At 36.2% G+C, this 24014-nt stretch carries 22 protein-coding genes and 1 pseudogene; 6 read left to right on the forward strand and 17 right to left on the reverse strand.

Going from position 1 to position 24014, the window contains the following annotated elements; all coding sequences use genetic code 11:
* Positions 1–214: 214 nt before the first annotated feature.
* The 3 genes from EK417_RS19940 to speB form a co-directional block, all read right to left on the reverse strand.
* A complete protein-coding gene (locus EK417_RS19940) occupies positions 215–823 on the reverse strand; it encodes an alpha-ketoglutarate-dependent dioxygenase AlkB family protein (RefSeq protein ID WP_076596616.1) in 609 nt (202 codons plus the stop codon).
* A gap of 372 nt (positions 824–1195) precedes the next feature.
* Positions 1196–2038: a bifunctional helix-turn-helix domain-containing protein/methylated-DNA--[protein]-cysteine S-methyltransferase gene (locus EK417_RS19945; protein WP_136523162.1), complete on the reverse strand. Its 843-nt coding sequence runs from the start codon at positions 2036–2038 to the stop codon at positions 1196–1198.
* A gap of 67 nt (positions 2039–2105) precedes the next feature.
* On the reverse strand, positions 2106–2963 hold the full coding sequence (gene speB / locus EK417_RS19950; protein ID WP_136523163.1) for an agmatinase: 858 nt from the start codon (positions 2961–2963) through the stop codon (positions 2106–2108).
* Positions 2964–3290: 327 nt separating this feature from the next.
* Between speB and EK417_RS19955 the strand changes: the two genes are divergently transcribed.
* Positions 3291–3950 carry an HAD family hydrolase gene (locus EK417_RS19955; protein ID WP_136523164.1) on the forward strand — a complete coding sequence of 220 codons (660 nt, stop codon included), beginning with the start codon at positions 3291–3293 and terminating at the stop codon, positions 3948–3950.
* Positions 3951–4180: 230 nt separating this feature from the next.
* Here EK417_RS19955 and EK417_RS19960 read toward each other — a convergent pair whose 3' ends face one another.
* The 6 genes from EK417_RS19960 to EK417_RS19985 form a co-directional block, all read right to left on the reverse strand.
* Entirely contained in the window at positions 4181–5572 is a 1392-nt protein-coding gene (locus EK417_RS19960) for a type III PLP-dependent enzyme domain-containing protein (RefSeq protein WP_076596558.1), read from the reverse strand.
* Between the two features lie 122 nt (positions 5573–5694).
* On the reverse strand, positions 5695–6600 hold the full coding sequence (locus EK417_RS19965; RefSeq protein WP_228457978.1) for a tyrosine-protein phosphatase: 906 nt from the start codon (positions 6598–6600) through the stop codon (positions 5695–5697).
* Positions 6601–6840: 240 nt separating this feature from the next.
* A complete protein-coding gene (locus EK417_RS19970; protein ID WP_136523165.1) occupies positions 6841–7488 on the reverse strand; it encodes a thiamine diphosphokinase in 648 nt (215 codons plus the stop codon).
* Positions 7478–8047: a cob(I)yrinic acid a,c-diamide adenosyltransferase gene (locus EK417_RS19975; RefSeq protein ID WP_076596560.1), complete on the reverse strand. Its 570-nt coding sequence runs from the start codon at positions 8045–8047 to the stop codon at positions 7478–7480. The genes EK417_RS19970 and EK417_RS19975 overlap by 11 nt, the downstream gene beginning before the upstream one ends.
* A 192-nt stretch (positions 8048–8239) precedes the next feature.
* The gene (locus EK417_RS19980) at positions 8240–10660 is read right to left on the reverse strand and encodes a TonB-dependent receptor plug domain-containing protein (RefSeq protein ID WP_136523166.1); all 2421 of its coding nucleotides are present in this window, start codon (positions 10658–10660) and stop codon (positions 8240–8242) included.
* A 336-nt stretch (positions 10661–10996) separates the two neighbouring features.
* Entirely contained in the window at positions 10997–11581 is a 585-nt protein-coding gene (locus EK417_RS19985; RefSeq protein ID WP_110367160.1) for a hypothetical protein, read from the reverse strand.
* Positions 11582–11752: 171 nt separating this feature from the next.
* On the opposite strand from EK417_RS19985, the gene EK417_RS19990 reads away from it, so the two are divergent.
* Positions 11753–12244: a DinB family protein gene (locus EK417_RS19990; protein WP_076596563.1), complete on the forward strand. Its 492-nt coding sequence runs from the start codon at positions 11753–11755 to the stop codon at positions 12242–12244.
* A 162-nt stretch (positions 12245–12406) separates the two neighbouring features.
* Here EK417_RS19990 and EK417_RS19995 read toward each other — a convergent pair whose 3' ends face one another.
* From EK417_RS19995 to lptB, 3 genes and pseudogenes are all read right to left on the reverse strand, one after another.
* A complete protein-coding gene (locus EK417_RS19995; protein WP_136523167.1) occupies positions 12407–13360 on the reverse strand; it encodes a helix-turn-helix transcriptional regulator in 954 nt (317 codons plus the stop codon).
* Between the two features lie 56 nt (positions 13361–13416).
* Entirely contained in the window at positions 13417–15138 is a 1722-nt protein-coding gene (locus EK417_RS20000) for an ABC transporter ATP-binding protein (RefSeq protein WP_136523204.1), read from the reverse strand.
* A 503-nt stretch (positions 15139–15641) separates the two neighbouring features.
* A pseudogene (gene lptB / locus EK417_RS20005) lies at positions 15642–16367 on the reverse strand (LPS export ABC transporter ATP-binding protein); the annotation flags it as partial.
* A gap of 186 nt (positions 16368–16553) precedes the next feature.
* On the opposite strand from lptB, the gene EK417_RS20010 reads away from it, so the two are divergent.
* Positions 16554–16814 (forward strand): TM2 domain-containing protein, encoded by a 261-nt coding sequence (locus EK417_RS20010; protein ID WP_110367182.1) that lies wholly within the window; start codon positions 16554–16556, stop codon positions 16812–16814.
* A 76-nt stretch (positions 16815–16890) separates the two neighbouring features.
* On the opposite strand, the gene hemB is transcribed toward EK417_RS20010, so the two are convergent.
* On the reverse strand, positions 16891–17880 hold the full coding sequence (hemB, locus tag EK417_RS20015) for a porphobilinogen synthase (protein WP_136523169.1): 990 nt from the start codon (positions 17878–17880) through the stop codon (positions 16891–16893).
* Between the two features lie 119 nt (positions 17881–17999).
* Here hemB and EK417_RS20020 point away from each other — a divergent pair, with 119 nt between their 5' ends.
* From EK417_RS20020 to EK417_RS20030, 3 genes are all read left to right on the forward strand, one after another.
* Entirely contained in the window at positions 18000–18350 is a 351-nt protein-coding gene (locus EK417_RS20020; protein ID WP_076596569.1) for a T9SS type A sorting domain-containing protein, read from the forward strand.
* Positions 18351–18458: 108 nt separating this feature from the next.
* Positions 18459–19370, forward strand: a complete 912-nt coding sequence (locus tag EK417_RS20025) for an ABC transporter ATP-binding protein (protein ID WP_136523170.1) — start codon at positions 18459–18461, stop codon at positions 19368–19370.
* A gap of 4 nt (positions 19371–19374) precedes the next feature.
* Positions 19375–20685 carry an ABC transporter permease gene (locus EK417_RS20030; protein WP_076596571.1) on the forward strand — a complete coding sequence of 437 codons (1311 nt, stop codon included), beginning with the start codon at positions 19375–19377 and terminating at the stop codon, positions 20683–20685.
* Positions 20686–20790: 105 nt separating this feature from the next.
* Here EK417_RS20030 and EK417_RS20035 read toward each other — a convergent pair whose 3' ends face one another.
* The 4 genes from EK417_RS20035 to efp all read right to left on the reverse strand — a co-directional run bounded on the left by EK417_RS20035 (position 20791) and on the right by efp (position 23979).
* Positions 20791–21462 carry a porin family protein gene (locus EK417_RS20035; RefSeq protein ID WP_076596572.1) on the reverse strand — a complete coding sequence of 224 codons (672 nt, stop codon included), beginning with the start codon at positions 21460–21462 and terminating at the stop codon, positions 20791–20793.
* A gap of 17 nt (positions 21463–21479) precedes the next feature.
* The gene (gene sucD, locus EK417_RS20040) at positions 21480–22352 is read right to left on the reverse strand and encodes a succinate--CoA ligase subunit alpha (protein ID WP_002977143.1); all 873 of its coding nucleotides are present in this window, start codon (positions 22350–22352) and stop codon (positions 21480–21482) included.
* Between the two features lie 90 nt (positions 22353–22442).
* Complete coding sequence (locus tag EK417_RS20045; protein ID WP_076596573.1) at positions 22443–23345, reverse strand: UDP-3-O-(3-hydroxymyristoyl)glucosamine N-acyltransferase; 903 nt, start codon at positions 23343–23345, stop codon at positions 22443–22445.
* 67 nt (positions 23346–23412) lie between these two features.
* Positions 23413–23979 (reverse strand): elongation factor P, encoded by a 567-nt coding sequence (efp, locus tag EK417_RS20050; RefSeq protein WP_076596574.1) that lies wholly within the window; start codon positions 23977–23979, stop codon positions 23413–23415.
* Positions 23980–24014: the final 35 nt, after the last annotated feature.

A 24014-nucleotide genomic window follows, 5' to 3' on the forward strand; every position in this document is an offset into this window, starting at 1 on the left:
CTCTTTTATTTCTGAGGAGTTGAAGTTTTTGTTTTTAGCTTTTGGCTAAAGCCGGACGAATTTATTCTTTTGTTTAAGTGGGCTAAAGCCCACTTCTATTGATGGAGATGAAAAGCTCAATTCTTTAAAATCTGCGTGAGGTCTGCATCATTAGATCAGCATCATTTGAGACTCTACGGAGTGACAAACGTATGGATAAAATTATTCCTAAAAATTATTCCTCAATGGTTCTGAAGGTAAGGTTTACTCTGGGTGTTTTCACTTTTGTAGTGGGAGGAAGTCTGTGCAGCCAGTGGTCCTGAGTGGTTCCTTTCATAATTAATAAGCTTCCGTTTTCGAGGAATATTTCTGCCTTTTCTTTGGTTGTTTTATGTTTGAATAAAAACTTTCTTTCCGCTCCAAAGGTCAGAGAGGCAATTGCTCCATGCTTTTTCAGATCTGTTTCACCATCGCTGTGATAAGCCATGCCTTCGCTTCCGTCATGGTATAAATTAAGCAGACATGAATTGTAGGTTTCGCCCGAAACTTCTTCACATTTTTTCTTCAGTTCCAGTAATTCGGGAGTCCAGAATTGGGCATATTTTGTTCTTTTCGAATAGGTATATTCAAAAGCTTTCTCTCCAAACCAGGCTACTTTCCTTTTGGTTACAATCAATTTTCCAAAGATTAATGCCTCATCATTTTCCCACGGAATCTGGCTGAGCAGATAATCATAGTAAAAATCTGATTGTTCTTTGGAGAAAACCTTACCGTAATAATGAACAGTTCCATCGTGTGGAAGGATATTTAGGGGATAATCGGATATTTCTTCGAAGAGACTCATCATAACTTTTTAATTAAATGCTTTTATATTTAAACACAAATGGCACTAATGTCTTTCACAAATAACACGAATTCTTATATCAATAGAAACGGGCCTTATCCATTTTAAAAAAAAGACTGTCATTAAACACAAATGGCACCAATGTCTTTCACAAATAACACGAATTCTTATATCAATAGAAACGGGCCTTATCCATTTTAAAAAAAGACTGTCATTAAACACAAATGGCACCAATGTTTTTCACAAATGACACGAATTTTATATCAATAGGAATGGGCTTTAGCCCATTTAACAAAAATAATCTAATCCATTGGCTTTAGCCAAAACTTAATAAAAGAAGAATCCTTTTGTATCTTTTGTGGTAAAAATACGTTACGAGTACATTTGTGAACCCTCCCAACCAACAATCAGCTGTTTCCTATTACTTCCCCATCTGTAGCCGCCAAGATGCCCGGTAGACTGAATCACGCGGTGACATGGAATAAGAAATGCAACCGGATTACTTCCAATAGCCGTTCCAACAGCTCTGGAAGCTTTAGGATTTCCAATTTTTTCTGCCAGGCTACCATATGTAGACAATTTTCCCATTGGAATTTTCAGCAGACTTTCCCATACTTTCAGCTGAAAATCGGTTCCTTTTAAATGTAATTTTATGGTGTTGAGTTTTGTCCAGTCTTTATCGAATATGGACAATGCATTCTTTTGAAGAGTATCTAGTTTTTCAATAAAAAAAGCATTGGGGAACTTCTGTTTCAGTTCCCCGAATGCTTTTTCTTTATTATCTTCAAAAGCCATATAGCAGATTCCTTTTTCTGTAGAAGCTACTAAGATATTTCCGAAAGGACTCTCGGAAAAACTGTAATGAATACTAAGACTTTTTCCTCCGTTTTTATATTCTGCCGGAGACATTCCTTCTATTTTCACAAACAGATCATGCAGCCTGCTGGTACTGGAAAGTCCTGTCTCATAAGCGGTATCAAACAAACTTGCCTTTTCTTCCTTCAATAAATTTTTAGCATGTTCAAGACTGATGAACTGTAAAAATTTTTTCGGACTTGTTCCTGCCCAATCTGTAAAGATCTTCTGAAAATGGGCCGGACTCAGGTGAATATTCTCTGCCACTTCCTCCAAACTTGGCTGAAGCCTGAAATTGCTCCGGATATATTCTATCGCCTTGGCAATTCTGTTATAATCTATCTGACTTTGTGTGGACATTGTATTGTTATTTTACCTCACAAATTTCCAAAGAATATACGGCAGAAAAAATCCGATTCTTGCGGAATTAGTTGTTGTTATAAATATCGTAGTAAGCAAGCATTTTGTAATATAACTTCGCAGAAAGGAAAGCCGTTGGCTTAGCCATTGGAGAATCCATTAATTCTACAATATCAAATGCTACTACGTTACATTTTTCAAATACTTTTCTTAATAATTCCAACGTTGGATACCATTGTAATCCACCTGGCTCAGGAGTTCCTGTAGATGGAGCAATTGAAGGATCGAAAGCATCTAAATCAATAGTGATATACACATTTCCTGATACTTTTTCCAATACATCATTGATCCAGTTCTCGTTGTTTGCGATTTCGTGAGCAAAGAATACTCTTCCTTCCGGTAAATATTCAGCTTCCTCAGCATCCATAGAACGGATTCCCACCTGTACTAAGTTATGCTTCTGATTAGCTTCAAACACTGCACAAGCATGGTTGGAAGTAGAACCGTGGAACTCAGGACGTAAATCTGTGTGAGCATCCAACTGAAGAACAGTAAGGTTTTCAAACTTCTCTCCTACCGCACGGATAGAACCGATAGAAACAGAGTGCTCTCCTCCAAAAAGAGTAAATAATTTACCCTCATTGTTCAAAAGTTCTTTTGTTTTCTGATAAACCGCCTCTGTCATTGCTTCAGGAGAAGAATTTTCAGAAACTTCACCAGCTAAGTAAACTCCCTGTAGATAAGGTTCTGTTTGAGTTTCAATATCATAAAGCTCCATGTTTTCAGAAGCGTTTAAAAATAATTCCGGACCTTTATCAGCTCCTTTACCCCATGTTGAAGTTCCATCGTAAGGAACAGTTACCAACATTACTTTCGAATTCTCTAGTATTGCGTTTTCCTCGGGAATTCCTGCGTATGTTCTCATGCTTTATTTAAAAATTTTAATGTTTTAAAATTGAAATATTGACCACAAAGATACGAAGATTTATGAGTTGAAGAGTAAGAGCGTCGGAGAGTTTGTAAATGATAATTATCCTTGAATATTTGCCAGGAAGCCGGAGGCTAGAAGAAGGAAGTAATGAATGTTTAAAGAATCATTTTGAGTTCAATTTAACAAATACCTTCAATCTATTTATTATCGATATATTGAAATTTTTCATAGAATAACTTCCTGCTTCCCTCTTCAGACTTCCTGCCTTATTGAGTTTTCCCTTTTCAACTCAATTTCCTATTTTTGTACAAAACTCATAATATGCCTTTAAAAGCTGTTCTTTTCGATATGGATGGTGTGATTGTAGATACAGAACCATTACATAGAAAAGCTTATTTCAAAACGTTTGATGAACTGGAAATTGCTGTTTCCGAAGAGCTTTACACCTCTTTTACCGGAGCATCTACTAAAAGAGTTTCTGAAACTCTGATTAAGGAATTTAATCTAAATCAGACTTACGAATCCATTGCAGGAATCAAAAGGTCTCATTTCAAAGATTATTTTTATAATGATGACGAATTTGATTTAATTCCGGGAGTAAGAAAACTGATCGAGCATTATCACGAAAATGGACTCAAGCTGATTCTGGCATCTTCTGCTACGATGGTAACCATCAATATGGTTTTTGAAAAATTCGGTCTGGAGCAATATTTCAGTGGAAAGATCAGCGGGGCGGATTTAAAGGAATCAAAACCTCATCCTGAAGTTTTTTTACTGGCGGCAGAAATGGCGGATGAACCTGTTGAAAACTGTATGGTGATTGAGGATTCTACCAACGGAATTCTGGCAGCCCACAGAGCAAAAATTTTCTGCGCTGCATACAGAAGTCCACATTCTAAAAATCAGGATTATACATTGGCTGATACGGTAGTTTCAGATTATGAAGATCTGGAACTTGATAAAATTTCAAAATATCTTTAAAACAAAAAAGAGGCTGTCTCAAAAGTCAAACAATCTGGCTTTTGTCATTCTGACGAAGGAAGAATCTCATTGATAACCAAACATATGAGATTCTTCACTACATTTCATTTCGTTCAGAATGACACTTTTGAGACAGCCTCTTTTGTTTTCTATAAGTTTTGGCTAAAGCCATTTGACTTTTCTATTGATTGTAAATGGGCTAAAGCCCATTTCTACTGATCATAAAATTATTAATAACCAAGAAGTTTCAATACATCTTCCGGTTCCTGCTTTTCACGGAAAATCTCATATTTCAGTTCACCGTTTTCATCTTTCTGAATCAGGACGTGTCTCGGCTGAGGCATCAGACAGTGATGTACTCCACCGTACCCTCCGATGGTTTCCTGATAAGCCCCAGTGTGGAAAAATCCGATATACAAAGGTTTTGTATCACTGAAAACAGGTAAATAAATTGCGTTGGTATGTTGTTCCGAGTTATAATAATCATCTGAATCGCAAGTTAATCCTCCAAGGAAAACTCTTTCATAAGTATCTTCCCAACGGTTAAGCGGAAGCATGATAAAGTGTCTTGAAATAGCCCACGTATCAGGAAGAGTGGTCATGAAAGAAGAATCAATCATATTCCATTTTTCTCTGTCGTTCTGACGTTTCTGAGAAATGATTTTATAAAGATTCGCTCCACTTTCTCCTACGGTAAAGCTTCCGAACTCAGTGTAAATATTAGGTTCTTCTACTCCTTCCTCTTCACAGAATTTCTTGATCTGAGAAACGATTTCTTCCACCATATACTGATAGTCATAATCAAAGTTCAGAGAAGTTTTGATTGGGAAACCACCACCGATGTTCAGTGAATCCACTTCAGGAGCGATTTTCTTCAAACGTGCATATACACGCAGACATTTATACAATTCGTTCCAGTAATATGAAGTATCCTTAATCCCTGTATTGATGAAGAAGTGAAGCATTTTCAATCTTGCATTCGGGTGTTCTGCGATCTTCTGACTATAGTAAGGAATGATATCTTTATATCCGATTCCTAGTCTTGAGGTATAGAATTCAAACTTCGGCTCTTCCTCTGATGCGATTCTGATTCCGATATTAAAGGTAGAATCGATACTTTCCGTAAGTTTATCCAATTCTCTGTAATTATCAAGAATCGGAGTAATATTTTCAAAACCGCTGTTGATCATATCTGAGATCTTTGCCAGATAATCATCAGTTTTGAAACCATTACAGATGACTTCAATATTTTTATCTACTTTCTCTTTTTCATAAAGAGACTTTACAATATCCATATCATAAGCAGAAGAAGTTTCTATTGAAATGTCATTTTTCAATGCTTCTTCCAATACAAAATTAAAATGACTGGATTTTGTGCAGTAGCAGTAGGTATAATTCTTTCTATATTCGGTTTTTTCAAAAGCTTCTTTAAACCAGCTTTTCGCTTTCTGAATATTTTGAGAAATTCTCGGCAGATAGCTAATCTTTAGCGGAGTGCCAAATTGTTCAACTACGTCCATCAGTGGAACGTCGTGAAACAACAAATTGTTCTCAGATACATTAAATTCCTCTGTAGGGAAGTACAATGTCTGATCAATAAGTTCCGAGTACTTTATTTTCATTTCTAAACAAGTGAATTAAGAAATGCAAAATTGCTAAAAAACTTTCATTTTTAGGTGTTAAAATTGTTATAATTTTAATTTAGGACTCAATATTAAATCTTACAAAAATTTATCTCTGATAATCAATAGGTAAACTTTTGAATATACCCGCTTCTTTTGGCGTCTGAAATCCCTAATACCTCATCAATATAAGCATCTGTGGAGCCATACTTTTTGTTGATCTCTTCAAATGCAGCATCAAGGTATCTTTTTTCTACCCAGCTCAGTTTTTCCAGCACCTTCAGATCCATCTTTGGATAAAGGAAATGCAGGTTATTGGCCAGACGAAGTCTCTTCAGGATAAGATCTTTCCTGTAGTTATTAGATAAAAGATATTCGTTGTAAATAGTTTCTTTATCAAACTTCAGAATCGTAAGAATTAATGCTGTCGTAATTCCTGTTCTGTCTTTTCCTGCTGTGCAGTGGTAAAGAATAGGATCTTCAGATTCCAGAATCTCCGTAATAATCCTTTTAATCGTTTCCGGATTTTCAGTAACGTACTCACGGTAGAAATCAATCATTCTTTTGTCTGCATCAGATGCATTCACTTTGCCTTTAAGGACCAGTTTTTTGGCCTGAGCCAGCTGATCTCCTTCATCTTCAAATGCCGAGAGATTTCTGTAAACACTTTTTGACGGCAGCTGATCCGGCTTCTGAGCAATTTCCCTGGAATTTCTAAGATCAATAATTTCTTTGATTCCCAGCTTTTCAAAAGCGTCAAAAGATTTCTTTTTAAGTTTATTTAGATGAGCACTCCGGTACAGTTTTCCTTCCTTCAATGTCCTGCCGTCTATATTTTTGATGTTTCCTACCGTCCGGAAATTGCATACTTTCTTGACATGAATTACTTTTTGAGTTTCATTTTTTCCATATTCGGGTGTTTCAAAATGCTGTGTTTTGCATGAGAAAATACAGCACAATGAAATGATGAAAAGTGATATTTTGATTAGTTTATTCAATGGTTTTTGATAGGTTTTGGCTAAAGCCAATGGATGTATTTATTTTTATTAAACGGGCTGAAGCCCGTTTCTATTGATGTAAAAATTCGTGCCATTTGTGAAAAATATTGGTGTAATTTGTGTTTAATCACAGTCTTTTTTTTAAATGGGTAAAACCCGTTTTTATTGATATAAAATTAGTGCCATTTGTGAAAAATATTGGTGTAATTTGTGTTTAATCACAGTCTTTTTTTTAAATGGTAAGGTTCGTTTCTATTGATAATAATCACCTTAATAGATTGCCGGATATTCTATCTCCTTCATTCCTACAAAAAACAAAACATCTCCTGATTCATATTCCACGGAAACTTCATCTTCAACGGCAAAATTTCGGGTTCCTATTCTTGAAGTGATGCTTAGACTTTCATTGGTCAGCGGCCAATTGAGACCTTCTGTTGTTATATTATTCACTGATGGAAACGGATAAATAGAAATCATTCTATTTTTCACTCCTTTCAGTGTAAAATGATTGGGAATAAAATAATATTCTGAAAACCCGTCATAAAACTTTATTTTCAGCTGGTCTTTGAATGTATATGCAACAGTAAGATTTCCCAGAAAATGATCCTGTTCACCTCCACTTCCTCCAAAAACATCAACCTCTGAAAAGCCTTTTCCCAGAATGATTTCCAACGCTTTATGAAAATCTGTTTTTTCCTGATCCAGTGTAAGGATGAATTTCTCCTGATACATATCTTCATCTGATCCGGAATGCGAATCAAAATCACCCGATATAAAATCCAGCTTATCCAAAGGAAATCCCATTCTTTTCAAATAATGGAAAGCACCGTCTGTACAGGCAGTTAAACCATAATTTTCCGGATCGGGTAATAATTTTGGAGCATCTCCGTTGATGAAAAGTAATGCTTTATCTTTCATTCGGATTCCAGTATTCTTCCGGTTCGCTGTTCAGTTTTGAAATATATCTGGCCAACACAAAAAGATAATCTGAAAGCCTGTTTAAATATTTAATCAGTTCGGGACGTACTTCCTCTGATTCATTCAGAAAAACCAATGAACGTTCTGCTCTTCTGCAGATGGTTCTTGCTGCATGTAGAAAAGTTGCAGATTTTCCACCACCCGGCAGGATAAAATACTGAAGCGGTTCCAGTTTTTCGTCAAAAGCATCCATCCACTGTTCCAGCTCTTCAATTTCTGTTTCTGAAATAATGATCGGAAGACGGGATTTCCCATTGGCAAGCATCAGCTTATCCACAGGTGTTGCTGCCTCTGAACCTACAGTGAACAGATCAAACTGTATTTTCTTCAGCTGTCTCAGCACTTCTTCATCTTCAATATGGCTTTTTGCAATCCCGATAAATGAATTCAGCTCATCTATATTTCCATAACTGTCTACTCTGGCACTGGCTTTGGAAACTCTTGTCCCACCGTATAACGCCGTCTGACCTTTATCTCCTGTCTTTGTATAAATTTTCATAGGACTAAAATACTTTTTTTTATACAATGTAAAAAGTAAAATGTAGTAATAGCTTACTATTCGATCTGAAAAAATAAAACTGACACTAGAAATTAATGTCAGTTAATATCTGCCCAGATGGGTTTTTATATTTTTGGAATAGCTGCTCTTTAGTAAGCATCACGAAGCAATACTCATTTCTTTATTTTAAGATTAAAAAGTATAATTAACATTGAACTGAAAAGTTGTTCCGTTAAATCCAAACTGGTTTACTTCCCATGGATATCTGAACCTTCCTCCTAGATCTGTTACTACATCTCCTTTGCTGTCTATTACATCCGGATAAATATTAAATAAATTATTTACCACTCCGGAAACTTTAAGATCATTCGTTATTTTATAGGTTAAAACAATGTCTGTAACTACCTTACCGGAAAACGTCTGATCTTTGGCAGGATCAGTAGCGTGCTGCCAGGTAACAGAACCAAAATACGTATTATTTAAGTTAAAATTAAACTTTGTAATATCATAAGAAAGACTAAGAATCGTTTTTGTTTTTGGTCTTGCAGAGATAATTCTGGATTGTTCTTTTCTATCAAAAAAGTTTTCTGAGTAACCATTTTGAGCTAAAATAGGCGGAACGGCAATATTATCTACTATTTTAGTTTCGTTATAATTAAAAGCAGCAATAACGCCCAATCTTCCTTTCCCAATAGCAGAAGTATAATAATTAGCAACGAAATCCACGCCCTGAGTAACTGTATTGACAGCATTGGTGAAAAACTTCAGGGATGTTATTTTGTTATTGTTTAATATGACTTCCACAGGGTTTGTCAGATCCGGACTTCCCGGAGCACCCGTTTTGTACCCAATATCTCCTGAGAAAAGCACCCTGTCTTTGATTTTTATTCTATAATAATCTGCTGTAATAGTAAGGTTTTTAAAAGGTTTTACGGCCAATCCCCCGGTAATGTTAAAGGCTTTTTCAGCATTTAATTTAGATACCCCAAGATCAGATCTTACAATTTGAGAGTCATTATTAAATGTCCCCTGATTAGCTACTGTATTTCCTGTAATTTTGGTCTGAACATTGGAATAGTAAATCTGGTGTAATGAAGGTGCGCGGAATCCTGTAGAAACAGATCCACGGAAAACTAATTTATCATCCAGCAGCTTATACCTTGCATTTCCTTTCCAGGAAACATTATTTCCAAAATCACTGAAGTTTTCATATCTCACAGTTCCTCCAAGCAGAAGGTCTTTCGTAACATCCCATTCAGTATTTATATAAGCTCCCATATTCTGACGGTTTTTATTGACTTCATTTTGAGGCTGCAGTCCGGGAAATGATTCTGCACCACTTCCTATATAAGATGATTCTTCCCCTGCTTTTGCCTGATAATTTTCATTGCGCACTTCAGCTCCGGCACCTAAAACAATTGCACCAAAATCCCGGCTGATATCTATATTTCCTATAATATTACTGAACTGATGGCCACCTGCCTTAAAACGGGTTGGTGAATTTGCACCCAAAGACGTATTAATAGTATTTCCTACCATATAATCTACTGCATTAGAGCCAAAGGTGGCACTCCCGTCAAAATTCCATTTACCAAACATACCTTTCCATCCGGAAGTTAAATTATAATCATAAACATCTGTTTTAAATTCCGGCTGAAATCCGTTGTAAGGCTGTCCTTTTGGGGTTAATAAACCAAAATCTGAAGCTACCCAGTAGGGTGTTCTATACAAAGCAAAACTAGTCCCGTTTCTGTAAGTGGTACCCCCAAAAGCATAAAATTTACCTGTTTCACCTGTTGGCAATTCAAAATTGACAAACATATTGGCCACTTTTGTTTCCGGCTGCCCTATAATCATTCCTAAACCAGGATTAGCCTGAGTCCAGGCATTATCCACCCCAAAAAGTTCATCTTTTGTAACAGAACCTGCACGGTTCGTTTTATTTTGAGAGGAAAATCCGAATGTAAGATTCAGACTTCCGGTTTTTGCTACTTTGATTCCTGTATTAAAATCTGCTCCGATATTAAAACCATCTCCTTTTGAAGTAATACCTGAAAAAAGATTGACTGTACTTTTTCCAACACTGTTCTTAAGAATAATATTAATAACTCCCGCAATAGCATCAGAGCCGTACTGTGCAGATGCTCCATCCCTCAATACCTCTACGTTTTGTAAGGCTGCTGAAGGAATACTTTTCAGATCTGTACCCACTTCACCTTTTCCGGGGGTATCATTTACATAAATTAAAGCACTTTGATTTTTTCTTTTACCATTCACCAAAACTAATGTTCTGGAAGGCCCTAATCCTCTTAAATCTGCAGGATCAAAATGAGCTGTTGCATCAGAAACAGTTTGTTGTGATGAATTGAAAGAGGGAACGGCATAGGTTAAAGCTTTATCAAAAGTTGCCTGCCCAGTGGATTTTAATTGTACGGCAGAAATATTGTCAATAGGAATTGCTGAGGTAATGATGGTTCTTGGCTTGGTTCTACCCGTGGTAACCACAACCTCATCTATTTTATTTTGTTTTATGCTGTCCTGAGCATATCCCATTGCACCAGCTCCGCTTAATACTAATGCATAGATTTTTCCATTAAATAAATTATTTTTCATGCCAATTGTTAATTATTCAATAAATCTAATGAAAAAATCAACATTAAATACAAAAATTGAAAATACAATAAAAATACAATTTCATATTCGCGAAAATTATACCATTTCGTAAAAACAATAATTAATCTACAAAACATAAAGTTATTTATTAATATCATGAAAAAAAATAAATCAATAACGCCGTATTTGTATAAAAAAAATTAATTAGTTATCATCAGAAATAAACATGATTTCATTCTTACTGGCAAGTAGTTTTCAGTAAATTGAGATTGCTTCGTTTATGGCTCGCAGTGAATGGCCACAAAAAATGGCCGGAAGAAACCGGCCATATCCAAATTATTTATTTACCTCTACGTACTGTATGATGGTCTGATTTTTTGGGTTGTAGATAATGGTACTACTGTTAGGAAATCTTTTCAGTTTATAATACTGAATATTTTTGTCGGATTTAAGCTCCTCGAGAACCTTAGTATCAAAAGTATTGTCAGGAAGAAATTTTGATATAAAGCTTAATTTATCAATTATATTCTGGCCATCAATCTTTCTGGCAGTTTTATCAGATTTATTTTCATCCGATGTTGGCTGACCTTCCAAAAATGGCAGTAATACTGCAATATCAGCTTTATATTTAAAAATATATCCTTGAGGTCTTCCGGGAATTCTAATTTTCTTCCCTTTTTCCTCCGAAACAATGGAAGTTCCAGTATCAGGGAAAACGGTATTGAACTTAACATCTTCGGAATTGGTTATAGAATTAATAGATTCATTTACCGTTTTTTTTACTGTTTCCTCAACAACCTGTTGTGTTTTTTGCTGTACAGTTTCGGTTGTTTTCTGAACAGTCTGGTCAATTTTTTCCTCTATTTTATTGCATGATACTAATAAAAAACTGGCAATAACAGGCAAAATATACTTCTTCATAATTCTAATAATAGCGATTTTTTTATTAATATCCTCTTTTCTAACGTAAAAATAGGTCAGGATATTTTAACAAAGAAAAAAATATTTTTTAAATATGAAAAATACTGCTGACAAACTGTTGTCATTCTCCTCTCTTACCTTTGTATCAACAACAAACAAAACAAATACATTATGACAACTACAGCAACAGCCACTAAACAATTCATGACTTCTGAACAGGTATTAAACGAATGGCAGGGACACAGAAATCTGACGAGAAGAGTCATTGAATCTTTTCCGGAAAAAGAGTTATTTGAATTTTCTGTAGGCGGAATGAGACCATTTGCAAAACTTGCAGTAGAACTGATCAGCATTGGCGGGCCTGCTTTAAAAGGAATTGTGGAAGGAAATGTGGAAGCTTACAGTGAAGAAGCTTTTAATCCGAAAACCAAGGAAGAAATTTTGAAAAAATGGGATGAAGAAACTGAAGTGATCAATCATTATTTCAATCAGATTTCTGAAGAGCGTTTTCAGGAAACCTTCAATTTATTCGGACAATATGAATTTCCGGTGTATCAGAACATTCTTTATTTTATAGACAACGAAGTTCACCACCGCGGACAAGGTTATGTTTATCTGAGAGCTTTGGGAATTGAACCTCCTTTCTTCTGGGAGAGATTCTAATAAAAGCGAAAGGGTAAAATTGCAGAAAGGGTAAACAAAACAGATATCTTTTTTGCCACACAACCAATGTGTTTAGTTGCAATTTTGCCTTTTAATCAAAACATTTCATTTATTTGCCTCAATTAAGTCTTTTAAACCTCAACAGCTGTCTTGTTGGGGTTTTTATTGATGTCTTTCTGTCATTTTCAGAAGCAGTTCTTTTAATCTTGTACGAAGACTTTCCGGTTCAAGAACCGTTGCATAATCTGCAAAAGTAACAAGCCAGCGGGGAAATCCGTCATTGATCCATTCTGTTTCAAAAGTGAGTTCCATCCCATGTTCGGTTTCTACTTCTTCTATCAATCCGTAATATTTTTTAGAATTTACCAGATGAGACATTATTTTTTTATCTACTAAAAGTCTGGCTCTGACTTTATTTCCATTGGCTTTTTTACGGTAATCATTCACCTGCCCATATTCCTGCAGGAAAGGATTCTGTGTTTTTGAAATTTCCAGAATTCTGTCGATACGAAACTGTCTGAAATCTTTTCTCAAGGTACAGTATGCCATGATGTACCAAATATTAAATTCGAAAAACATCCCGACCGTTTCAATAGTTCTGTTGTTTACTCTCTCATCTACGGTCTTATATCTGATATTGAGCTGGGTTTTCTCCGCAATACTTTCCAGGATAATAGGAATTACGTTTTTCAGTGAATCTCCGGAATCTGTATGAAAACTGAAAACATCAATCTGCTTCTCAATATTTTTAATCAGATTTTTATCAGAATATTTCAGTACCGAACGTACTTTTTCCATAGCAGCCTGATAATGGCTTCCTAAGCTTTGGTGGGAAAATTTCTGCATCAGCTTTTCTGCGGTAATGAAACTTAACACTTCTTCTTTGGTAAACATAATCGGAGGAAGTTTGTAGCCTTCCATCAGAGAATAGCCGTTCCCTGCTTCGCCCACAATAGGAATCCCTGCATTTTCCAGAGTTTTTACATCACGGTAAATGGTTCTGATGCTAACATCGAATTTTTCAGCGAGATCCTGAGCCCGAACAACAGGTTTCGACTGTAATTGGGTAAGAATGGCAGTTACCCGATCGAGTTTTTTAAGATAGTGGTCGTTCATTATATCACAAAACTAAAAATTCTTTTCTGAAGTATAACTTATGAGGGACAGCTTTTTTATTTGAAGGTATTAACGAGTTTATCAAGATTCAGACTGCGGGCGGAGGCATCAAAAATTTCACGGTAAGTTCCTTCTTTATTATAGAGTTCATCATGAGTTCCATTTTCAACCACTTTTCCTTTTTTCATCACATAAATGATATCTGAATCCAGAATCTGTGATAGTGAATGGGAAATGATAATCACCGTTCTTCCTTCTTTTATGGCATCCAGAGAGTTTTTGATCTGTTCTGTGGCAATGGCATCCAGACTGGCTGTCGGTTCATCCAGAAAGATGATTGGAGGATTTTTAAGGAACAGTCTTGCAATGGCAATTCTCTGCTGCTGTCCTCCTGAAAGCTGAGTGGCATCATGCTGGTATTTTTCAGGAAGATCCATAATCTGATCATGCAGATAAGCTTTTTTTGCGGCCTCCTGAATTTCTTCAAAACTGGCATTCATATCGCCGTAACGGATATTATCTTCTATACTTCCCTGAAAGATATGATTTCTCTGAAGTACAAGCCCCAGATCACTTCTCAGAAAAGTATTATCAAATTCATTAAGGTTTACTCCGTCCAGAAGGATTTCTCCAGAATCCGGAAGATAAAATTTACATAAAAGATTGATCACCGTTGATTTTCCCGCACCGCTCAATCCTACCAAAGCTGTCGTCTTTCCGTTTTCAATTTTCATGGAAACATTATGTAAAGCTTTCGTACCATTGGGATAAGTGAAATCAACATTTTTCAATTCAAAAGTTCCTTTGATTTCTTTTTCTACAAAGTTTCCGTTGGATTCTGTTTCATGATCTGCATTCAGAATATCAAAGTACCCTTCGGCATAAATCATGGCATCATTCATATCATCATAAATTCTGTGAAGCTGTCGGATAGGCGCTGAGACATTGTTAAAAAGCATAATATGAAGCATGATAGCACCGATAGTCATCTGCTGATCAAGCACCAGATAAACAGTTAAAAGGATAATCAAAACAACTCCAAATTGTTCAATGAACGTTTTTAAACCATCATAAATAAAATTGGTTCTCCTTGTAATCATCTGACTTTCCATCAGCTCCATCTGAAGGTCATATTGTTTTTTCCCTTCAAATTTTTCACGGACAAAGCTTTTAATAACCATAATAGAATTAATCAGGTTCAAGAGTCCTGATGTCTTCTTTTCTCTTTGATTTCTAAGCTGGCGTCTTACTCCGCCCAGTTTTTTGGCCTGCAGGGAGCTGATGTAGAAATAGATCGGAACAATAATCGTAGAAACCAGTCCCACATACACATTCTGCATATACATAATGATGAGGGCAATAATGGCATTGGAAAAAAGAGGAAGGATATCAATAAAAAAGTTCTGAACCAATCTTGTTAAACTTTCTATTCCACGATCGATTCTGATCTGTAATTTTCCGGATTCATGGTTTTCATCATTAAAATAAGCAACTCTGTAGGTTAAAATCTTATCAATGGCTGATTGCGCCAGCACGGAGCTTACATTAATCCTGATTTTTTCGCCATAAAATTTCTGCCCGAAGTTGATGAAGATATTCAACAGCTCTTTTCCCAGTAAAATAATGGAAATGATAACGAGAATATGAATTCCCTCTGACATCGGATGTGGAAGATGCGTAAGTTTAGTGACTTCATCCACCGTGTATTTCAGAACAATCGGGTTCACCTGTGCTGCGAGAGCTCCCAGAAAAGTAAGAAACAAAGTTCCGTAAATCATGGGTCTGTAAGGTCTGATGAAGGGGACAAGCTGTTTATAGATTCCGAATAAGGTAACGGTTCTGTTAAAAGGTTTAGCCATAAAAATCATTTTAAATGAAAAACGTACCGCTTTCAAAAGAAAAAGGTACGTTTTATTATCATGTTCAGCAAGTGAATGCTTATATTTTATCCTTCAAATACATAAGTTGTAAGGTAGTGCAGCTCTTTTCTGCTGGCTTCTTTAGACTCCGCTTCTGCCTGTTCTAAAGAGTATTGGGAATTAATTTCCTTTTTCTGCAAAACAAATGAGTTGTTGGCATTCTTATCCACTACCTCATTAAAAATATGCTCAATTTCAGAATTTGCTAAGGTAGCAAAGCTGACCTCTTCAAAGCCATGTAATAATCTAAGATCATCAAACTGACTGAAATTTTCATTGACAAATGCCTGCAGCTGTGCTTTGGAATCAAAGTTACCAGCCCAGATATTATAAGCGTATTTCTTCTTTTTAGGTTTATCTAAAATACTTTGATACACGAAGTTTTCACCCAGATAGGCTTCTCTTACCTGCGGATCGTTTGCAAGATCTTCCGGAAGTCCTTCTTTCAGGATCTTTCCTTCAAACATAATATAGGTTTTGTTCGTAATCGCCAGGGTTTGCTGTACGTTGTGGTCGGTAATCAGAATTCCGATATTTTTATCAACAAGACTTCTTACGATTTTCTGAATATCTTCTACAGCAATCGGGTCTACCCCTGCGAAAGGCTCATCCAGAAGAATGAAGTTCGGGCTTGTGGCAAGACAGCGTGCAATTTCTGTTCTACGTCTTTCTCCCCCGGAAAGAAGATCTCCTCTGTTTTTACGAACGTGCTGTAAAGAAAACTCTTCAATCAGTTCATCACATTTGATCTGCTGTTCACGTTTTGAAAGCTTGGTCAGCTGTAATACGCCCATAATATTTTCCTCTACAGACAGTTTTCTGAAAACCGAAGCTTCCTGAGCCAGATACCCGATTCCTTTTTGAGCACGTCTGTACATGGCATCGGTAGTAATCTCCTGCTTGTCCAGAAAAATTTTTCCTGAAGTAGGCTTAACCAACCCTACAATCATATAAAACGATGTGGTTTTTCCTGCTCCGTTCGGACCCAGCAAACCAACAATTTCTCCCTGTTGAACCTGTACAGAAACGCCTTTTACAACTTTTTTAGGACCGTATTCCTTGATTAAGTTTTCTCCTCGTAAAATCATAGGGCAAATATATCAAAAATATAAACTTCACTTATAGGTTAATATCAACTTGTTTAGGTTAAATGCAAACTTATTCATTTCCAAACCATTGTAACTTTTCTTCAATTTCATCTACTTATAGTAAATATATCAAACAATTATAAATAGTAAGCAATGGAAAATTACGGGTATACAAAAACAGAAAATATGCAAAACCAGCAAAGCAATGTTCCTTACCGTTCAGAAAAGAAAATCCCTGCCGCTATATTGGGAATTCTTGTGGGATGGCTGGCTTTAAATAAATTTTATCTGGGTTATACAAAAGAGGGAATCATTCAATTGGTGCTGAATGTTGTTACTTTTGGTGCTGCCTCTGTTATTCCTTTTATCGAAGGTATTTTATATCTTTTTATGAGTGATAAACAATTCGATGATACGTATGTGTATGGAAAAAAAGGCTGGTTATAAGAATTATAAATATCATCATAAAAATTCCGGCTGTTCTGAAAAGAGCAGCCGGAATTTTATTTTAATACACGCAATCTTATTTATTCAATAAAATAGCCGCTTCTTTTGCAAAATAAGTAAAGATCATATCTGCTCCTGCTCTTTTGAAACATGTTAAGCTTTCAAGGATCGTTTTATCATTATCCAGCCAGCCGTTTTGAGCAGCAGCTTTTACCATGGCATATTCTCCACTTACATTGTATACTGCGATGGGAAGATCAATAGCTTCACGTACTTTGGAAACGATATCCAGATAAGGAAGACCCGGTTTAATCATGATTACGTCTGCTCCTTCATCAATATCTTTAAATACTTCATTCATGGCTTCACGGGTGTTGTGAAAATCCATCTGATACGTTTTTTTATCTTTCGGAATTTCCATATCATCTTTTGGTGCGCTATCTAATGCACTTCTGAAAGGTCCATAGAAAGAACTTGCATATTTGGCAGCATAGCTAACAATTCCTACATCTGTAAATCCGTTTTCTTCCAATGCTTCACGGATAACCATTACTCTGCCATCCATCATATCACTTGGTGCCACAAGATCTGCTCCTGCTTCTGCATGCGATACTGACATTCTTGCCAGTGCTTCATTGGTAGCGTCATTTAAAACTTTTCCGTTTTCAATGATTCCGTCGTGTCCGTATATTGAATAAGGATCTAAGGCTACATCCGGCATTACAATCATTCCCGGAACGGCATCTTTAATTGCTTTGATGGTGTTCTGCATCAAGCCGTCTTTGTTCCAGGCTTCTTTTCCTGTATTGTCTTTCAGATGTTCTGACACTTTCATGTACAAATTGACCGCTTTCACTCCCAAAGAAAATAATTCCTTACATTCCTTCACTGTTAAATCTATACTCCGCCTAAAAATTCCCGGCATAGACGGGATTGCCTCCTGCTTGTTTTCGCCCTCCATTACGAAGATCGGCATTACAAAATCATCAGTTGTAAGCACATTTTCTCTTACCAGACTTCTGATAGATTCATTAACTCTAAGTCTTCTATTTCTTGAATGTATCATTTTTGGAATACTTTTTGAATAAGTTTCTACAAATTTAATATAAGTTCTACAATAAACTATTGTATGAAATTGTAGAATTTGTTACATTTGTTACATATATTCGAGAAATTATAAATTTGATGAAAAAACTTTTACTTTTATTTCTATTTGCAGGCACTTTTGTTGGGTTTTCCAACAATTTAAAAGCTCAGCTGAGAGAGCCGGCTTCCACCACTCAAAAGGCGGATGATGGTGTATTGCTTGCCTATCCAAATCCTGCAAAGGATTTCCTTATTATTAAGGCAAAAGATTCTTCTTTAAGAATCAAAACCGTGACTTTTTATTCAATTTTGGGTATGCAGGTCGCCAATTATACGGTGAATATGAACTCCGGAGAGATTAATATTGAAAAATTAAAGCCCGGAAAATATATGATCCGATATATTTTAAGTGACAACACGCAGAAAGTTACTCAAATCGTGAAACAATAAATTAAAATCCTGATAATCATCAGGATTTTTTCTTTTACATTAAATCTGTTTTAATATTTCCGTAACTTTCGGGACTTTTTCATACTAATAGTAAAAAAGAACAATTTAATGCTAAAAGCTGAACATATTAAAAAGACCTATAATGCCGGAAAAAAGGTCGCCCTGGATGATTTTAGCATCCATGTTCCAAAAGGCAGTATCTATGGCCTTTTAGGTCCCAACGGAGCCGGAAAAACTTCTTTCATCCGTATCATTAACCAAATTACTCAGGCAGATTCTGGAGAAATCCATATCAATGGTAAAAAACTGAACCCAGACCATATTAAAGATATTGGCTATATGCCTGAAGAAAGAGGACTGTACAAAAACATGACTGTTGGTGACCAGATCCTCTATTTCGGAGAACTGAAGGGAATGAGCAAAAGTGATGCTTTGAACGAAGCTAAAAAATGGTTTGAAAAACTGAACATCGATCAATGGTGGAAGAAAAAGCTTTCCGAACTTTCTAAGGGAATGGCACAAAAAATACAGTTTGTGGTAACCGTTCTTCACAGACCTCATCTTTTAATTCTTGATGAGCCGTTTTCAGGTTTTGATCCTGTGAATGCCAATTTAATCAAAGATCAGATCATCGACCTTAAAAATAACGGAACAACCATCATTCTTTCTACCCACAGAATGGAAAGTGTGGAAGAAATGTGTGATTATGTTGCTTTGATTAACAATTCAAAGAAAATTATTGACGGAAGGGTTTTTGATGTAAGGGAAAAATTCAAGAAAAATATTTTTGGGATTACGCTTTCTGAGGTAAACAGTGATCAGTTTGAAAATTTCAGAAACAAACATGAGATCTTCAACCTATCCAATGAAAATAATCTTGTTTCTTTTGACCTGAAAAATGAAGAGAGCCAGAATAAAGTTCTTCTGGATCTTGTACAGGTAGGTAAAGTAAGATCATTCGACGAAAGAATTCCCAGTATGAATGAAGTGTTTATTAATGCTGTAAGTAACCATTCTTAATTTTATGAATAATATTTTTTTAATTACCAAGAGAGAGTTTCTTACCCAGGTTAAGAAAAAGTCTTTCATCATATTAACCCTTCTTGCCCCTGTCTTGATTATTGCTTTCGGAGCAGTTGTAGGATTAATGTTTAAAGCGAATGAGTCACACAGTATCATAGAAGTGGTTGATAAAAGCGGATTGTTTACCAATCAGCTTAAATCTAATGATAAATTAAACTACGTTTTTGTTTCTGCAGCGGATGAAAAGTCCAAGATTAACAATTTAAAAGGAAATGAATCTCTGGACGGCATCCTGATTCTTCCTGAATTGAAAAATCAGAATTTTGATGGCCTTGAAAAGGAAACCCGACTGATTATCAACAGTAAGATAGGGTTTGATACCAAACAACAAATTGTATCTGATATCAGCAATGTTGTCCGAAAAGAAAAAATAAAGCAACTGGGTATTCAGGAAACTCAATTAAATGATCTTGATAAAAACTTTACTTTAAAAACCATTAATGTTTCAGATAACAATAAAGAGGATTCTGATCTTGCTTTTGGGGTGAAATCCGGATTAAGTATGGTACTGATGTATGTTACTTTTATGTTCATCATTATTTATGGGGTAAGGGTAATGCGAAGTGTGCTTGAAGAGAAAAATAACCGTGTTGTAGAGATCATTATTTCGTCTGTAAAACCTTTTGAACTGATGATGGGTAAGATCCTGGGAGTAACCATGGTTGCACTGACCCAGTTTTTGATCTGGATTACCATGTCTGTTATAGGTGCATTGGTACTCAATACAGGCTTTTCTCCTCTTCAGAAGAATATTCCGGGTGGAAATGAAGAGATTGCAAGTAAACTGGATATGGGACAACTTGCGACTCAGATTTCACATAGTTTGCTGGAGTTGAACTTCCCACTAATCATCTTTGTATTCATCGTATTTTTCCTTTTAGGATATATTTTCTATAGTTCTATTTATGCAGCTATTGGTTCTGCAGTGGATAACGAAACTGAGACACAGCAGTTTACTTTATTTGCTATTTTACCATTAACATTAGGAATGTATGGGAGTTTTACATTGATGAACAATCCGGAAGGTCCTTTAGGTTTCTGGTTATCCATCATCCCGTTTACTTCACCGGTTGCCATGATTGCCAGAATTCCGTTCGGGGTTCCTGCATGGCAGATTGCATTGTCTATTACATTATTGCTGGCAACCACTATTTTTATGATCTTCCTTGCCGGAAAAATCTACCGTGTAGGGATTTTGATGTATGGGAATAAAGCTACGTTAAAAGAGCTTTGGAAGTGGATTAAGGGGTAAGAAGTAAAAAGGCCAATTGATCAATACATTTATTCTCTTAAGGTTTGTAATAAAAAAATCCCGGAAAAAATTGAATTTCCGGGATTTTTTATATTCTGAAATATTCTATTTGAATATATAGCTTAAAGTAAGTGCAATGACCTGTTCTGATTTTTTCTTATCAGTACCCTTAGTTTCTTTTTTAAGACCAGGGTAAGTATCACCAAGACCTAAGTCATATTTTACGGCTACTTCAAGTTGTCTTTTGTAGCTATATCCTACACCCAGTCCAAGTCCCCAGTTAAAGCTCTTCGCCTTACCATTAACGCCTGCCGGCTGGTTAGGATCAGTAACATCCGGATCATAATAAGGTCTGCTTACAGGAGCATCTTTAACGTTCTGGCTCAGCAAGAAGTTAAATCTAGGTCCTATTAATCCAAAGAATTCTGATTCTGCTTCAGAAAAATATCCTTTGAAGTAAAGAGGCACACTCAGGTAGTTATTAGCATATAAAGCGTCATAACCGCTTGCACCTTTAGCATCTTTATCTTTTCCTGTTTCTCCTGCACCATAGTACAGAACTTCAGGCTGGATAAAGAATTGATTTGCATTTCCTACGGGAATCAATGCCAATGCTCCAGCCTGGAAAGTGTATCTTGGGCCTGAAGGATTGTGAGCGTTCGATACTCTGGAGTAGTTTAAACCTCCTGTTACTCCAAATCTTGTACTTTTCCACTGCACTTGTGCGAATGATAAAGCAGAGAGCATTAAAGCAGAGGCTAATAAAAGTTTTTTCATATGTTGTGGGTTTTATATTATCCTAGAATCTTAGCTACTGTAGCACCAATATCAGCAGGAGAATCAACAACGTTGATACCGTTTTCTCTCATGATTTCCATTTTAGCCTGAGCTGTATCTTCAGCACCACCTACGATAGCACCTGCGTGTCCCATTGTTCTTCCTTTTGGAGCAGTTTGTCCAGCGATGAAACCTACAACCGGTTTAGTAGATCCGCTTGCTTTGTACCATCTTGCAGCTTCAGCTTCAAGACCTCCACCAATTTCACCGATCATTACAACAGCTTCAGTTTCAGGGTCGTTGATAAATAGCTCCAAAGCTTCTCTTGTAGTTGTTCCAATGATTGGGTCACCACCGATACCGATTGCAGTAGAGATACCGTAACCTGCTCTTACTACCTGGTCAGCAGCTTCGTATGTAAGTGTTCCTGATTTTGAAACGATCCCTACTTTTCCTTTTTTGAAAACGAAACCTGGCATAATACCAATTTTAGCTTCTTCAGAAGTAATGATTCCAGGGCAGTTTGGTCCGATTAATCTGCAGTCTCTGTCCGCGATATAAGATTTTACTTTTACCATATCAGCTACAGGAATACCTTCAGTAATACATACAATTACTTTGATTCCTGCTTCAGCAGCTTCCATGATAGCGTCTGCTGCGAATGCCGGTGGTACGAAAATGATACTTACGTTAGCTCCTGCTTTTTCAACCGCGTCAGCTACTGTATTAAATACCGGTTTTCCTAGGTGCTCGCTGCCTCCTTTTCCTGGAGTAACACCACCTACTACGTTTGTTCCGTATTCAATCATCTGACCAGCGTGGAAAGTTCCTTCGTTCCCTGTAAATCCTTGTACAATTACTTTAGAATCTTTGTTTACTAAAATTGACATTTTATTGTTGTTTTAATTTATTTATTATTTTATTAATGCTCACAAATTTACTTAAATTTCTTTGATTTTGGATAAAACCTTTGGAATTGTTTATTTGAGATTTCTCAGTTTTACTTCTTTTTTCAGATAAGTTTTAAAATCTTCTGCAAACATCCCGATATAGGTTCCTTTTTCAAGATCTCTGTTCACCCCTGTTTTTCCTAAAAGTACTGATCCTGACTCTATTTTGTTACCGGAAGCAATTCCTACCTGTCCCCATAATGTCACCTCATCTCCAATGATACAACATCCCGCAATTCCTACCTGAGAAGCAATCAGACATTTTTTCCCGATAACGGTATCATGTCCGATCTGAATCTGGTTATCCAAAACGGAACCTTCTCCAATGATGGTAGAGTCTGTAACGCCCCTGTCAATGGTACAGCCGTTACCGATCTCCACATTGTTTTCAATGATAACATTTCCCACAGAAATCAGACGATCAAAATTTCCATTTAATTTTCTGTAATAAAATGCATCACCTCCTAACACTGTATTGGACTGGATAATGACGTTATCACCAATTTCCGTACGGTCACCGATTACAACATTAGGGAAGATAAGGGTATTTTTCCCGATTTTCACATTATTTCCTATCACTGCTGAAGAGTGAATCTTTGTACCCTCTCCTATTTCCACGTCGTGAAGTTCTTCCGTGAAATTATAGATTCTGGTAAAATGGGTATTGATTTTATTAAAGTCTCTGAAAGGATCATCAGAAACCAAAAGTGCCTTGCCTTCCGGACAGTCTACTTCTTTATCAATTAAAATAATAGTGGCTGCAGAGTTTAATGCTTTGTCATAATATTTAGGGTGATTCACAAATACGATATCACCTGGTTTTACCATGTGAATTTCATTGGTGCCCAATACTTCAAAATCTTCCGGCCCTACAAATGCTGAGCCTATTAAATCTGCAATCGTTTTAAGCTTTTGCGGAGAATGGAATCTCATAACAATAGATTTTCTTATAAAACAAAATTCGGAGTGCTGATGCAAACCGAATTTATGTAAATTTTATTTATTCTTTTACTCTTTCTAAGTAGCTGCCGTCTTCAGTGCTTACTTTAATTCTGTCTCCCGGTTCAATGAACAAAGGAACCATTACTCTTGCTCCTGTTTCAACGATTGCGTTTTTAAGGGCATTGGTTGCCGTGTTTCCTTTTACACCCGGATCAGCTTCGATAACATCAAGGTATACTGATTGTGGAAGTTCAGCAGAAAGTGGAGTTTCATCAGCCTCTTTCAAAATGATGGTTACTTCTTCACCAGCTTTCATAAACTGAGAGTTCTCAATCATTTCTTTATTGATGTATAGCTGAGAAAAGTCATCATTGTTCATGAAGTGGAATCCGTTTTCATCATCATACAGATACTGGAATTTTCTGGTGATTACTTTTACTTCATCAATTTTGTGTCCTGCAGAGAAAGTATTATCAATTACTTTACCGTTAGTCACAGATTTTAATTTTGTTCTTACGAAAGCAGGTCCTTTTCCTGGTTTTACATGAAGAAACTCGATTACTTTAAAAATATCGTTGCTATACTCGATGCAAAGACCTTTTCTGATATCGTTACTTGTTGCCATTAATATATATTATCTTTTTTTACTTAAATTGTATT

The organism is Chryseobacterium candidae, assembly GCF_004916905.1.
Classification (GTDB): domain Bacteria; phylum Bacteroidota; class Bacteroidia; order Flavobacteriales; family Weeksellaceae; genus Chryseobacterium; species Chryseobacterium candidae.